11 protein-coding genes are annotated in these 13,628 nt (G+C 42.7%); 8 read left to right on the top strand and 3 right to left on the bottom strand.

Annotated features, from left to right (window positions below; all coding sequences use genetic code 11):
- The first annotated feature begins 28 nt into the window (after positions 1-28).
- The 5 genes from DK188_RS13045 to DK188_RS13025 are packed head-to-tail and all read left to right on the top strand — an operon-like array spanning position 29 to position 5,028.
- Entirely contained in the window at positions 29-430 is a 402-nt protein-coding gene (locus tag DK188_RS13045; protein WP_111671279.1) for a hypothetical protein, read from the top strand.
- Between the two features lie 11 nt (positions 431-441).
- Complete coding sequence (locus DK188_RS13040) at positions 442-1,194, top strand: 3'-5' exonuclease (RefSeq protein WP_111671278.1); 753 nt, start codon at positions 442-444, stop codon at positions 1,192-1,194.
- 50 nt (positions 1,195-1,244) lie between these two features.
- Positions 1,245-3,446 (top strand): ribonuclease R, encoded by a 2,202-nt coding sequence (gene rnr / locus DK188_RS13035; protein ID WP_111671277.1) that lies wholly within the window; start codon positions 1,245-1,247, stop codon positions 3,444-3,446.
- A complete protein-coding gene (locus DK188_RS13030) occupies positions 3,409-4,395 on the top strand; it encodes a polyprenyl synthetase family protein (RefSeq protein ID WP_111671276.1) in 987 nt (328 codons plus the stop codon). Before rnr ends, DK188_RS13030 begins: the two co-directional genes overlap by 38 nt.
- Before the next feature lie 3 nt (positions 4,396-4,398).
- A complete protein-coding gene (locus DK188_RS13025; RefSeq protein ID WP_111671275.1) occupies positions 4,399-5,028 on the top strand; it encodes a rhomboid family intramembrane serine protease in 630 nt (209 codons plus the stop codon).
- 84 nt (positions 5,029-5,112) lie between these two features.
- On the opposite strand, the gene DK188_RS13020 is transcribed toward DK188_RS13025, so the two are convergent.
- From DK188_RS13020 to rplU, 3 genes are all read right to left on the bottom strand, one after another.
- The gene (locus DK188_RS13020) at positions 5,113-8,175 is read right to left on the bottom strand and encodes a WD40/YVTN/BNR-like repeat-containing protein (RefSeq protein WP_111671274.1); all 3,063 of its coding nucleotides are present in this window, start codon (positions 8,173-8,175) and stop codon (positions 5,113-5,115) included.
- Positions 8,176-8,322: 147 nt separating this feature from the next.
- Entirely contained in the window at positions 8,323-8,583 is a 261-nt protein-coding gene (rpmA, locus tag DK188_RS13015) for a 50S ribosomal protein L27 (RefSeq protein ID WP_111671273.1), read from the bottom strand.
- Positions 8,584-8,617: 34 nt separating this feature from the next.
- On the bottom strand, positions 8,618-8,929 hold the full coding sequence (gene rplU / locus DK188_RS13010) for a 50S ribosomal protein L21 (RefSeq protein WP_111671272.1): 312 nt from the start codon (positions 8,927-8,929) through the stop codon (positions 8,618-8,620).
- Positions 8,930-9,520: 591 nt separating this feature from the next.
- On the opposite strand from rplU, the gene DK188_RS13005 reads away from it, so the two are divergent.
- The 3 genes from DK188_RS13005 (at position 9,521) to DK188_RS12995 (ending at position 13,449) form a co-directional block, all read left to right on the top strand.
- Entirely contained in the window at positions 9,521-10,501 is a 981-nt protein-coding gene (locus tag DK188_RS13005; RefSeq protein WP_111671271.1) for a ribonucleoside-diphosphate reductase small subunit, read from the top strand.
- Positions 10,502-10,538: 37 nt separating this feature from the next.
- Entirely contained in the window at positions 10,539-12,935 is a 2,397-nt protein-coding gene (locus DK188_RS13000) for a ribonucleoside-diphosphate reductase subunit alpha (protein WP_111671270.1), read from the top strand.
- A gap of 79 nt (positions 12,936-13,014) precedes the next feature.
- Positions 13,015-13,449, top strand: coding sequence for a DUF1569 domain-containing protein (locus DK188_RS12995; protein ID WP_111671269.1), 435 nt, complete (start codon positions 13,015-13,017; stop codon positions 13,447-13,449).
- The last annotated feature ends 179 nt before the right edge of the window (positions 13,450-13,628 follow it).

Here is a 13,628-nt window from a genome sequence, read left to right as displayed (position 1 = left end):
TAAATGGAGAAAAATTTAAGGTAGAAAAATGAAAAAAGACATTGACTTTTCGCCAGTTACAGGGGTAAAGCTAGCTATCGCAAAAACTGAAACAGCACATGGCATTGAATGGAACGTCTACATCATCAATCTCAACCTGATTGAATTGAAGACGGTGATGATCACTTCCAAAGGCTATGGATTCCTCGAAGGAGAAAAACGGCAGACTTCCACACTCAGACACATGATCGAGGAATTAGGAGCTGAATCAGTCGCAAAAGTAGAAGCAATCGACCCGGCAGTCTTTAATTTGACTAATGAATTCTGGGTAAGCTATTATATTCTGGATCAGATTTTTGACAAAAAGTTTATCTTTACTCCAGGCAGTTTTGATCCTGCCCACCTCCGCATAATTCCCGAATTGGGACTGGAGGGCATCCTTCACTCCTAAATCTTGACCTGATGGCAGACTTTTTTGATCAACTCAGCGACATTTTGTTTTTGGATATCGAAACGGTCTCACAAACTGAAAAATTTGAGAGCCTTGACCCGAGGCTTCAGGAGGAGTGGATCAAAAAGGAGCGGTTGATCCGAATGGAAAACCCCGGGGAGATTCCGCCAGGCTCCATGTATTTTGACCGGGCAGGAATTCATGCTGAATTTGGGCAGGTCATCTGCGTGGGGGTAGGTTATTTTCAGAATAAGAAAAAGGACAAAAAGCTACTCTTTCGATCAAAAGTATTTGGGGAAGCGGACGAGCGGGAACTTCTTTTGTCCTTAAATGATTTACTTAGCAAGAAAAAGTGGGTGCTGTGTGCGCATAATGGAAAAGAATTTGATTTTCCCTATCTCTGCCGCAGGATGCTAATTTTGGGAATCCCACTTCCTGAACCCCTTCAGATCGCCGGCAAAAAACCCTGGGAAGTCAGGCATCTGGACACCATGGAGCTCTGGAAATTTGGGGACTACAAGCACTACACCCGACTCGAGCTTTTGGCAGCAGTTTTTGGTATACCGACTTCGAAAGATGGAATCGATGGCAGTCAGGTCAACAGCACATTTTATCATGAAAACGACCTCGAGAAAATCAAAAAATACTGCTTACGTGATGTAGAGGTCACTGCCCGTATTTATATGGCAATGCATCCACAGCTAGACGATTTGGACATTGAAATTGTCCATTCCGAAAATTCAAAAAAAGATCACAAAGATTAATGGTTAAAGCATCCAAATCTTTTTTACCTTATTAAAAAACAACCCAAATCATGGGAAGAAAACCAGATAGAAAAAACTCAAAAAATAAAACTAGAAGACCCGCTGACGACGCTGCAAATTTGGCACGTCGGATCCTTCAATTTTTAGACTCCAACTATGGAGAAGAATTCAACTCCAAACAGATCACAAAAAAACTAGAAATTCGTGACTCCCTCCTTAAAGGCGGCGTTGATCCGATCCTCCAGCAATTGGTAGTATCCGGAGCTGTGTCCCGAAATTCCCGCAACTATTATAGCTCGACTAAGGATCCTTCCTTTATCACCGGTACGGTGGATTTTGTAAATCCACGGTTTGCTTTTATTATTCCAGATAATCCTGAGGTCGCAGATGGGGATATTTTGGTCAAGGAAGCAGACCTCAAGCAAGCGCTCGATGGAGACAAAGTGCGGGTCATGCTTTTTCCTCTCAAAGGGAAAACCGGCAGAACCGAAGGCAGAGTCCTCGAGATCATGGAGCGAAGCCGGGATGAATTCGTCGGCAGGGTAGAAATATCTCCACGATTTGCATTTGTCGTGCCTGATTTCAAGAAGATGCACAAGGACATCTTTGTACATCGCGGGGATTTGATGGGTGCTGAACATAACGAAAAAGTCATCGTCAAACTGAGCGAATGGCGGGAAGACGATAAAAACCCTACGGGAAAAGTCATCCGAGTCCTGGGAAAAGCGGGATTACACGAAGTGGAAATCCATTCCATCATGGCGGAGTTCGGACTTCCGTTCGAGTATCCGCAGGAACCGGACGCTGAAGCAAACGAGATATCTGAAAAGATCACCGAAAAGGAAATCAAAGCCCGAAAGGACTTCAGGGATGTTACGACATTCACCATTGATCCCGCAGATGCAAAGGATTTTGATGATGCGATTTCTTACCGAGAGCTCGAAAATGGAAACTTGGAGGTCGGCGTACATATCGCTGATGTCACCCATTACGTGAAACCAAAAACAGCCTTGGAAAAAGAGGCGTTTAATCGGGCTACCTCCGTTTACCTTGTCGACAGGACGATACCGATGCTTCCTGAGCGACTCAGCAATGGTCTCTGCTCCCTCCGTCCAAAAGAAGACAAACTGACCTTTGCCTGCGTGTTTGAATTGGATCGAAATGCGAATGTCCTCAAACATTGGATTGGCAGAACAATCATTCATTCTGATCGAAGATTTGCCTATGAAGAAGCTCAAGAATGCATCGACAATCAAGCTGGTGACTTTTATCAAGAATTGACATTGCTTAATAATCTGGCAAAGATGATCCGTAAAAAGCGATTTGACCATGGCGCAGTGAACTTTGAAACTGTCGAAGTCAAATTCAAACTGGATGAAGCAGGCAAGCCGCTGGGACTTTTTGTCAAGGAGCGAAAAGACATACACAAACTGATCGAGGAGTTTATGCTCCTGGCCAATAAGTATGTGGCTGAGTTTATTTTCAAGAAAAATAACGGGATGGATACTTTTGTTTACCGGACACACGACAGTCCTGACATAGACAGATTGGAGACTTTCTCAGGCTTTGCGAAGCGTTTTGGCCACCAAATGGACGTAACCAATGTCCAAAAGATCTCCACTGCGCTCAATAAACTCATGGAAGAAATCCAAGGCAAACCTGAGCAAAACGTACTCGAGCAATTGGCCATCCGAAGCATGGCAAAAGCCAAATACACGACCGAACCAAAAGGACACTTTGGGTTGGCATTTGCACATTATACTCATTTTACCTCTCCGATTCGGCGCTACCCGGATATGATGGTTCACCGACTTTTGGAACACTATTTAGATGGAGGGAAGTCTCCTGAAGCTGAGTCATGGGAACAAAAGTGTCTTCATTCCTCTGAGCGGGAAAAGCGTGCAGCAGATGCCGAGCGAGCTTCCATCAAATACAAACAGGTGGAATACATGTCTCTTGCTGAGCAGAAGGATTACGAAGGAATCGTCAGCGGCGTGACCGAGTGGGGAGTCTTTGTGGAAATCACCGAGACCAAGTGCGAAGGCATGATCCGCGTCCAGGATATGGACGACGATTACTATGAATTCGACCAGCGAAATATGCGACTGGTAGGGAGCAAAAATAAAAAAATGATCACTTTGGGTGACAAAGTAGTGGTCAGGGTAGTTAATACCGACATTGACCGAAGAACAATCGATTTGGAATTTGCAGATAATGACAGAAAAAAGCCTCGCTCACGCGCTTTTAACTAAGCTTGAAAACCACATTACCTCCCATAGTTACGGAGAATCACCACGTGAATTATACGAACCCATCACCTATATCATGAGCCTTGGAGGGAAGCGGATCAGACCGCTTCTTTCGCTTTTGGCTTATGGACTTTATGGCAAAAATCCTGAAGAAATACTAAGTCAGGCTGCCGCAGTAGAGGTATTTCACAACTTCACGCTGATGCATGATGATATTATGGACCAAGCTCCGCTGCGACGTGGAAAGGCGACAGTTCATGAAAAATGGAATGCAAATATTGCCATTCTCTCCGGGGATGTGATGCTAGTGAGAGCGTATGATTTGCTTCTGGGGACAGATCCTAAATTGCTGCCAGAAGTCATTCGGCTTTTCAACAAAACTGCGGCGGAAGTTTGCGAAGGTCAACAGTTTGATATGAACTTCGAGGCTTATGAGACTGTGCACGAAGACGAATACCTCAACATGATTCGCCTCAAAACAGCAGTTCTTTTGGGTTTTGCCCTGCAACTGGGAGCTACTTTGGCGGGAGCCGAAAAAGAAGATGCAGAAAAACTCTACAGATTTGGCGTAGATATCGGGGTGGGATTCCAGCTTAAGGATGATCTGCTTGATGTATTTGCCGATCAGGCCAAATTCGGAAAGCAGGTCGGTGGCGATATCATTTCGAACAAAAAGACATTCCTGCTGATCAAAGCGTTGGACCTCGCCAAAGGAAATGATGCGGAAGAGTTGAACCATTGGCTTTCGCTCAAGGAATTTGACAAGGCAGAAAAAGTGGCGGCAGTTCGGGCACTTTATGAAAAACTGGGAATAAAATCTCTGACGGAAGAAAAGATGAATTCCTATTTCGACGCTGGATTTGCTCAATTGGAGTCCATTCATTCTATCGATTCTGAGTATTACCAAACGCTGTTTTCCATCACTAAAGACCTGATCCACCGGGAAAAATAAGCCATGGAATTATCGCTGACAGTTATTATTATCGCAATCACGGCGATCACAAGTATACTTGCTTTCAACAAGCCTGAGATGATGGACCGGTGGATGTTTATGCCCTACCGGATCAAGCATCGGAATCAATGGGACCGATTTGTCCTTTCAGGTTTTATCCACAAGGATTACATGCACTTGCTCTTCAATATGTTTACCTTTTATTTCTTCGGGGGCGTGGTGGAAATGTTTTTACGGTACAAGTTTGGTGTCATAGTGGGAGGCGTTTTATTTGTGGTATTTTACCTTCTGGGGATTGTGATTTCGGATTTACCCACTTACAAAAAGCATCAGGAAGACAGCTATTACCGAGCCTTGGGGGCATCAGGAGGCACCTCTGCTACCGTCTTTGCCAGTATTATTCTGATGCCGCTTTCGGATATTTGTTTCTTTGGGATCATTTGTCTTCCGGGATTTATCCTTGGAGTTCTTTTCCTGATTTACTCTTATGTCAAAGGAAAACAAGACTCAGACAACATCAATCATGACGCGCACCTGTATGGAGCGATTTTTGGGATCGCATTTATCTTAATTCTGTCACCTTCCAGTGCGGGGATGTTTATAGAGCAGATTAAGGGATTTAGGTTGTTTTGAAAATAAATTCAAAAGCAGACTTGCTTGAATTTTATAAGACTTTAAGGAAAAAAGGCCTCCAGAGTGATCTGAAGGCCTTTTGCATTACTTTTTGATTTCAAGCTTGGTTTTCATTTCCTCGATATTGAGCACTCTGGAAATCTGCTCCCGCTCCAGCTTTCGGAATCTTGCCAGCTGCACATCGATCTTCTCTGTTAGTTCTTGCCTTACTTCCACCGCTCCGTCTGTTGGCTTATAATCTCCATTGCCTACCACCGAATTCAGGTGAGCCAACTTGTTATTTAATCTGATCGGGAAGTTGAGCGGATCCTGACCACTTCGGTTTTTGGTCTGATAGAGCGTTTCCTCGATTTCTTGCATTTCAGCTTTGATGGCTTCCAGATTCTCTGGCTTGGTTTCTAAAGAATCCAACTCGCTTCGGTATGCCCTGATCAGTTTGATCGTCTCATGTGTTTCAGTTAGTTTATTCCTGACACCCAATAAGAAATCATATTGCTCCTGCAAGTCGGCTTGGGTCGATTCGTAACGAGGATCAGCTAATACTTTGAAAGTCTGCTCTTGCGATTGCCCATCGACTGTAAGCCGAACTTTGTAGGTTCCTGGAATTACTTTTGGACCCCGAAGATTTGCAGCCCACATAATCAGACCGTCAAATCCCGTTGCGTTTTCTACTCTGAGATTCCAGTTAAACTCATTCGATCCCTCTTTCACTTTAAGCGTATCGCCATTGATTCCTTTAGTAGAAAATGCCCGAAGCGGGGTATTGCTGCTATCAAAAAACTCAATTTTTAGCTCATCTTTTGGTTTTTCTTTAAGGAAATAATACATCAAAACACCACCTGGACGGTTGGTCCCATTTGTAAAACTTGATCTTTTTACTCCATCGATCCGGTATGAATCCTGTGGCTTGAACAAGTGAAAGGGCTTGTTTTCCATGCCTACTTCTGCCTGATGCAATACAGTTAAGTCGTCAATAATCCAAAAGGAACGACCTTGAGTCGCTGCGATCAGGTTATTTTCTTTGATGGCCAAATCAGTGATTGGTACGATCGGGAGATTCATCTGTAGGGAGTGCCAGCTGCTGCCATCATCCTTTGAATAATAAATGGCCGTTTCGGTGCCTGCGTATAGCATCCCCTTTTTCGCAGGATCTGCTCTAACGACTCTTGTGAAATGTTCTGGATCAATACCTGACGTGATCTTGGTCCACGTCTTTCCAAAGTCCTTAGTCTTGTAGAGATAAGGTTCATAGTTCCCACTTTTGTAACCTGTCGCTGCAAAATAAGCCTCTCCAGCTCCAAATGGACTCGCTTCGATACTGTTGATTTGAAGCCATTCGGGCATGTCTTTCGGTGTTACATTTTGCCAGGAAGCTCCATTATCCTGAGTCACGTGAACTAGCCCATCATCAGAACCCGCCCAGATTACCCCAGCTTTGAGTGGAGATTCCGCTACAGTAAAAATAGTAGCGTAATATTCAACAGAGGTGTTGTCTTTGGTGATCGGTCCTCCAGAAGGCCCAAGTTTACTCTTATCATTTCTCGTCAAATCCGGTGAGAACACTTCCCAACTCTGTCCCTCATTGTTGGAGCGGTGCATCTGATTACTTGCCGTATAGAGCATCTTTGGATCATGCGGTGAAAAAAGGATAGGGAAATTCCACTGGAAGCGGTATTTCATATCTTCCGCACCATGACCCATGGGATTATTCGGGTAGACATTGACAGAGCGAGAAGTGCCATTTCTGTGGTTTTCTCGGGTCAAATAGCCGCCATACGAACCGCCATACACGATATCATTATCCAAAGGATCTGGCGCAATCCAGCCAGATTCGCCCCCTGCAGTTGGCTCCCAATCACTCTCCGTGATAGCACCACCGTCATTTCTGTGTCGGATTCTTACTGTGGAATTATCCTGTTGTGCTCCATAGATTCGGTAAGGGAAACTATTATCAGTGGTCACACGGTAAAATTGAGAAGTCGGTTGATTATCCATCGTGGACCAGGTGGTACCGCCATCATTCGAAACTTGTGCACCTCCGTCATCTGCGATAATCATTCGCTGATTGTTTTGCGGATCGATCCAAAGGTCATGGTGATCTCCATGAGGTGCATTGGCTCCTTTGAAAGTTTTGCCACCATCGGTAGATTTATGGTAGCTCACGTTCAGGACATATAACGTTTCCTCGTCTTGGGTATCGGCATAGATTCGGGAATAATACCAAGCTCGTTGGCGTAGGTTCCGATCTTCATTTACTTTCTCCCAAGTAGCTCCCGCATCCTTGGAAGTATAGACACCACCATTTTCATTCTCGATGATGGCAAAAATTCGATTGGTGTTTACAGGAGATACTGTGACCCCCATGATTCCGAGTGTGCCTTTTGGAAAAGACTCCTTTGCCGAAAGTTCATCCCAAGTTTTACCACCATCTGTAGACTTAAACATTTTAGAGCCAGGCCCACCACTTTCGAGACTATAGGGCGTGCGCTTAATTTCCCATGTGGTCGTATATAGGATTTCGGGATTTTTTGGATCCAAAACCAAATCCACGGCTCCAGCAACATCACTTACAAAAAGAATCTTCTCCCAATTTTTCCCCCCATCCACTGATTTAAAGACTCCACGAGTGGCATCCGGCTTAAAAATATCTCCTAAGACAGCTGCATAGACTACATCCGGATTTGTCGGGTGAATCTTCAATCTGGAGATAAACCGGCTTTTGTCCAAACCAGCTCTTGCCCAGGTTTTGCCTGCGTCGCTACTTTTCCAAACTCCATACCCAAAAGAAACATTGCCTCGGACGGTTTTCTCACCCCCTCCTGCATATACCACAGCTGTGTCACTTTCAGCCACTGCCACTGCACCCATAGATCCTCCAAAAAATCCATCGGACACGGACTTCCAGGTCTTTCCAGAATCTACTGTTTTCCAAATACCGCCTCCTGTAGAAGCGAAATAGTAGGAATGATCACTCCCCTTCACTCCTGTGACTCCATCGGCACGGCCACCTCTAAAGGGACCGATTAATCGCCATTGAAGAGCATCATAGATTTTAGGATCGGGGATTTCTTGGGCTTGTAGGTTGGAGCCAGTGAGTAACAGTGTTAGGAATAAACCTAACCAACCCATTCGTAAATAATTCTTCATGTAAGGTAAGATTGGTGTCAATTCGATTTAAAAGTTAGAAGTAAGGAGTTAACAATCCTAAAAAAAATGACTAGAGGTGATTTACCTCAAATCATGGCAAAAAAAAAGCCTCTTCTTTCGAAGAGGCTTTTTTTACATTAGATTGTTTTATGCTTCCAAAGGCAAAACACTAACATATGATCTACCATCAGCTTTGGTCTTGAAAGTCACGACACCTTCTGCAAGAGCAAATAGTGTATGATCTTTACCAACACCTACATTTAGGCCAGCATGATGTTTTGTGCCACGCTGTCTGATGATGATATTACCGGCAATAACTGCCTCACCACCGAATTTCTTAACGCCCAATCTCTTGGAATGAGATTCTCTACCGTTTTTGGAACTACCTACACCTTTTTTGTGTGCCATGTTCTTATGTGTTTATGATTCCTTAAGGGAATGCTTACAGAGTAATAGTTTCAATCAATACTTTGGTGAAGTCCTGTCTGTGACCGTTCTTCTTTTTGTAACCTTTTCTTCGCTTCTTTTTGAAGACGATTACTTTATCACCTTTTACATGATCCAGTATTTTACCGGATACCTTGGCTCCTGACAAGAGAGGAGCTCCAACTGATACAGTGCCTTCAGCTTCTGCTAATAAAACCTGATCAAATTCCACGGAAGCGCCAGCATCTCCGTCCAACTTGGGAGCGTAGACATACTGATCTTTTGTTACTTTGAACTGCTTTCCTGCGATGTTTACAATTGCGTACATGAGTAGTTGATTCTTTTGCCGAAATCGGAGTGCAAATATAAGAAAGGATGTTAGAACAAAAAAACTTTCCTGGGAAATCCATTTAGATAATCCCTAAGAAAAAGACCAATCCAGCCATCTTTCTTAATTCACAGCGAAATTGCAGCAACTGAATGTCAAATCTTGATGTTTGGAATAAAATGCAGGTAATTCGAATTTTTCCCAATGAGCTGATATTCAATATATAGCTTAATTTTTTCAGGTTGAGATTTTATTGACTTTTGGTCAAAAATTGAGTCAAAATAACTTGTGGAAAACTTTTTTTAAAATGTTGAAAATAAATCAAAAGGCTCTAAATGATGAATTTGATTAATTTTTTAATTGAATTAATCGACTTTATCCTATTGATATTTAATAATTTAAACATATTTTGACTATTGGTCAGTTTTTGCTTCAAAACACTGTTTCCCCGGTTTTTTTTTTCAGCTTTTGATTCACATATTTGTCTAGAGGCTGTTCTGAAAAGGCAGCCTTTCTTATCCCCCGCCATGATTAAGAAGAGTATTTGATGCTTTTGGCAACTTTAGACTAATAAAAATAACAGAGAGCAAGATGCAGCAGGAACCAATTTTAGTAGAGAACAACAATCGCTTTGTGCTTTTTCCTATTCAGCACAATGACATTTGGCAGTATTACAAAAAAGCAGAGGCTAGTTTTTGGACGGCCGAAGAGATTGACCTGAGTCAAGATCTCACCGACTGGAAAAATCTAAGTGATGGAGAGCGACACTTTATTTCTCACGTTCTGGCATTTTTTGCTGCAAGTGATGGAATTGTCAATGAAAATCTTGCCGAGCATTTTGTGTCGGAAGTTCAGTACACCGAAGCGAAATTCTTCTACGGTTTCCAGATTGCCATGGAAAACATCCATTCAGAAACCTATTCGCTTTTGATAGATACCTATATAAAAGACAGCGCCGAACGAGATAGACTATTAAACGCCATTGAACACATTGACTGTGTAAAAAGAAAAGCCGACTGGGCACTGCGCTGGATTGACAACGGTAACTTCCAAGAGCGACTCATTGCTTTTGCAGCAGTCGAGGGGATTTTCTTCTCCGGTTCTTTCTGTTCTATATTCTGGATGAAAAAGAGAGGCTTAATGCCGGGTTTGACTTTCTCTAATGAATTGATTTCCAGAGACGAAGGATTGCACTGCGATTTTGCCTGCCATCTATACACCAAACATGTGGTCAACCCACTCCCAAAAGAGACTGTAAAAGCCATCATCATGGATGCAGTAGCGATCGAAAAAGAGTTTGTGACAGACGCGCTACCTGTACGATTGATCGGAATGAACGCCGACTTGATGTGCCAGTATATCGAGTTCGTAGCTGATCGCTTACTGATGGAGCTGGGCTGTGAAAAAGTTTGGAACAGCACCAATCCATTTGACTTCATGGATATGATTTCCCTTCAAGGTAAGACCAACTTCTTTGAAAAGAGAGTTGGAGACTATCAAAAAGCTGGCGTCATGAAATCCACGGAAATCGGCGAATCATCTGCCCGCTTCTCGATCGAAGAAGACTTCTAATCACCTATTTTTCCATAAATCCTAAAACCACCTGAGTATGCTAGTAATCAAACGCGACGGAAGAAGAGAATCAGTAAGATTCGATAAAATCACAGCACGGATCGAAAATCTGTGCTATGAACTAGACCCTAAATTTATCCAACCGATCGAGGTTGCGAAAAAAGTAATTGATGGTCTTTATGATGGAGTGACTACTTCAGAGTTGGATAATCTGGCAGCTGAAGTTTGTGCTTCGCTCACGGTTCGTCACCCTGATTACGCCATACTTGCAGCAAGGATAGCTATCTCAAATCTCCACAAAACCACAAGTCAGTCTTTCTCCAATACAATGAAAAGACTGTATACTTATGTCAATCCTAAAACTGGAGAAAATGCACAGTTGATTGACACTGAGGTTTACGGCATTATCAAAAAGAATGCAGCACACTTGGACGAAGCTATCGATTACAAACGGGATTTTGGATACGATTATTTTGGTTTTAAAACTCTGGAGAAAAGCTACCTCATCCGTTTGGATGGTAAAGTGGTAGAGCGACCTCAGCACATGCTGATGCGTGTGGCCGTGGGAATTCACAAAGAAGACATCCCATCAGTAATCGAGACTTATAATCTGCTCTCTGAGCGCTGGTTTACACATGCTACCCCTACACTTTTCAATGCGGGTACACCCAAGCCACAGTTATCTTCTTGTTTTCTTTTAACTATGAAAGATGACAGCATTGACGGGATCTATGATACATTGAAGCAGTGTGCTAAAATCTCTCAATCTGCTGGCGGGATTGGTTTGTCCATTCACCATGTCAGAGCGAAAGGAAGCTATATCAAAGGAACCAATGGAGTTTCCAATGGAATAGTACCGATGCTTCGAAACTTTGATATGACCGCACGCTATGTGGATCAAGGTGGAGGAAAAAGAAAGGGCAGCTTTGCAATCTATCTGGAACCTTGGCATGCAGATATCAAAGATTTCCTTGAGCTGAAGCGAAATCACGGAAAAGAGGAAATGCGTGCAAGAGATCTGTTCTATGCGCTTTGGATCCCTGATCTATTCATGAAGCGAGTGGAGCAAAATGAAGATTGGTCACTGTTTTGTCCTAATGAAGCACCCGGTTTATCTGATTGCCACGGCGAAGAATTTGAGCGATTGTATGAAAAATACGAGCGTGAAGGTAGAGCCAGAGAAACTATCAAAGCGCAGGAACTATGGTTTGAAGTTTTGGAGTCTCAAATTGAGACAGGTACTCCATACATGTTATACAAGGATTCCGCTAATGGAAAATCAAACCAGAAAAATCTCGGAACTATCAAATCGTCAAATCTTTGTACGGAAATCATTGAGTACACAGCACCCGATGAAGTCGCGGTATGTAATCTAGCCTCATTGGCACTCCCTAAGTTCGTACAGACTGGAAAGGACGGGAAACTTTACTTCGATCACGAGAAGCTTTATGAAATCACCAAAGTGGCCACAAAGAATCTCAATAAGGTCATCGATGTAAATTACTATCCGGTGGAGGAAGCAAGGAGATCAAACTTTAGGCATCGTCCAATTGGATTAGGAATTCAGGGTTTGGCAGATGCATTCATCATGTTGAGAATGCCATTTGATTCAGCCGAAGCAAGAGGATTGAATGAAGATATTTTCGAGACCATTTACTTCGCCGCTGTGGAGACCTCCATGGAGTTGGCTAAAATTCAAGGTACCTATGAAACCTACGAGGGTAGCCCAGCCTCTAAGGGAATCTTACAGTTTGACATGTGGGGTGTTACTCCAAAGTCGGGCAGATGGAATTGGAACGAATTAAAAGAGAAAGTGAAAAAGTATGGTATGAGAAACTCATTACTTGTTGCTCCTATGCCTACTGCTTCCACATCTCAAATCTTAGGAAATAACGAGTGCTTTGAGCCTTATACCTCCAATCTGTACACGAGAAGGACTCTTTCGGGTGAGTTTATCATGGTCAATAAGCATCTGATGAAAGATCTTATTAATCTTGGTCTGTGGAATGATAACATGCGAAACAGATTGATTTCTACCAATGGATCCGTACTGAACGTACCAGGGATACCACAAAACATCAAAGATCTATATAAAACCGTTTGGGAAATCTCCCAAAAAGTAATCATAGACATGGCTGCAGATCGAGGGGCCTACATTTGTCAGTCCCAAAGTATGAATATCTTCATGCAGGATCCAAACTTTGGCAAGTTGACTTCTATGCACTTCTATGCATGGAAAAAAGGCCTAAAAACAGGCATGTATTACCTCAGATCTCAGGCTGCATCTGCTGCAATTAAATTCACTTTGGACAAATCTTCCCTTGAACAAAAGGTAGAAAAAGTAATTGAAGCTGAACTGGCAAAATCACAAAAACAAGATGCAATTGCATGTTCTTTGGACGACCCAGAAGGATGTGAGATGTGTGGAAGTTAAATTAAGTTGTTAAATAAAATAAAGTATAAAGCGATTGATTTAGTCAATCGCTTTTTTCATTTAAACCATACTATTCGAAATGCAAAACATTCAACCAAGACTCGAAAAACTTACGGAGCAGAGTGAGCGAAAATTTGGGATTATGAGTCCTCAACATATGCTAGAGCACTTGATTCTGACAGTTAAACTTTCCTATGGTCGGATTAAGATCCCTGATTTCGAACCAACAGAAAAGCAACTAGCGCAAAAACAGGCATTACTCTATTCGGAAATTCAATTCCCGATAGGAGTGAAAGCACCAGGACTTGGTGACAAATTATTGGATCTCAGGTTTCCTGATTTGTCTGCCGCTAAAGCTGAGTTGTTGAAAAGTATAAATGAGTACTTAGTTTTTTTTGAGAACAATCCAAATGAGCAAACAATCCATCCAAGGTTTGGGAAATTGACCTTTACGGAATGGGAGTTGTTTCACAGAAAACATTTTGACCATCATCTGAGTCAATTCGGAGTTTAGCCTATTTAAGACTAACTCATTGCCTGATCAAGACCTTGGAGTAATACAAAATCTTATATAAGGATGCTTTAAAAAAGTAGTGTAACAAACATCAATGCAGAATCGAATTCTCATTCTTAGAGTGAAAATTTCACACCCCTCCAAACGCAAAAAAGCCTCTGGGATTAACCAGAGGCTTT

The organism is Algoriphagus litoralis (assembly GCF_003259255.1).
GTDB classification, from domain to species: Bacteria; Bacteroidota; Bacteroidia; order Cytophagales; family Cyclobacteriaceae; genus Algoriphagus; species Algoriphagus litoralis.
Note: the sequence above shows the minus strand (reverse complement) of the source record. Positions and strands in the feature narration are given on the sequence as shown.

What these genes read in the sequence shown, in the direction of transcription:
- rplU (WP_111671272.1), bottom strand. Translation starts at nt 8,929, where the DNA reads ATGTACGCAATTGTAAACATCGCAGGAAAGCAGTTCAAAGTAACAAAA.
- DK188_RS13025 (WP_111671275.1), top strand. Translation starts at nt 4,399, where the DNA reads ATGGAATTATCGCTGACAGTTATTATTATCGCAATCACGGCGATCACA.
- DK188_RS13030 (WP_111671276.1), top strand. Translation starts at nt 3,409, where the DNA reads ATGACAGAAAAAAGCCTCGCTCACGCGCTTTTAACTAAGCTTGAAAAC.
- rnr (WP_111671277.1), top strand. Translation starts at nt 1,245, where the DNA reads ATGGGAAGAAAACCAGATAGAAAAAACTCAAAAAATAAAACTAGAAGA.
- DK188_RS13000 (WP_111671270.1), top strand. Translation starts at nt 10,539, where the DNA reads ATGCTAGTAATCAAACGCGACGGAAGAAGAGAATCAGTAAGATTCGAT.
- DK188_RS13020 (WP_111671274.1), bottom strand. Translation starts at nt 8,175, where the DNA reads ATGAAGAATTATTTACGAATGGGTTGGTTAGGTTTATTCCTAACACTG.
- DK188_RS13040 (WP_111671278.1), top strand. Translation starts at nt 442, where the DNA reads ATGGCAGACTTTTTTGATCAACTCAGCGACATTTTGTTTTTGGATATC.
- DK188_RS13005 (WP_111671271.1), top strand. Translation starts at nt 9,521, where the DNA reads ATGCAGCAGGAACCAATTTTAGTAGAGAACAACAATCGCTTTGTGCTT.
- rpmA (WP_111671273.1), bottom strand. Translation starts at nt 8,583, where the DNA reads ATGGCACACAAAAAAGGTGTAGGTAGTTCCAAAAACGGTAGAGAATCT.
- DK188_RS13045 (WP_111671279.1), top strand. Translation starts at nt 29, where the DNA reads ATGAAAAAAGACATTGACTTTTCGCCAGTTACAGGGGTAAAGCTAGCT.
- DK188_RS12995 (WP_111671269.1), top strand. Translation starts at nt 13,015, where the DNA reads ATGCAAAACATTCAACCAAGACTCGAAAAACTTACGGAGCAGAGTGAG.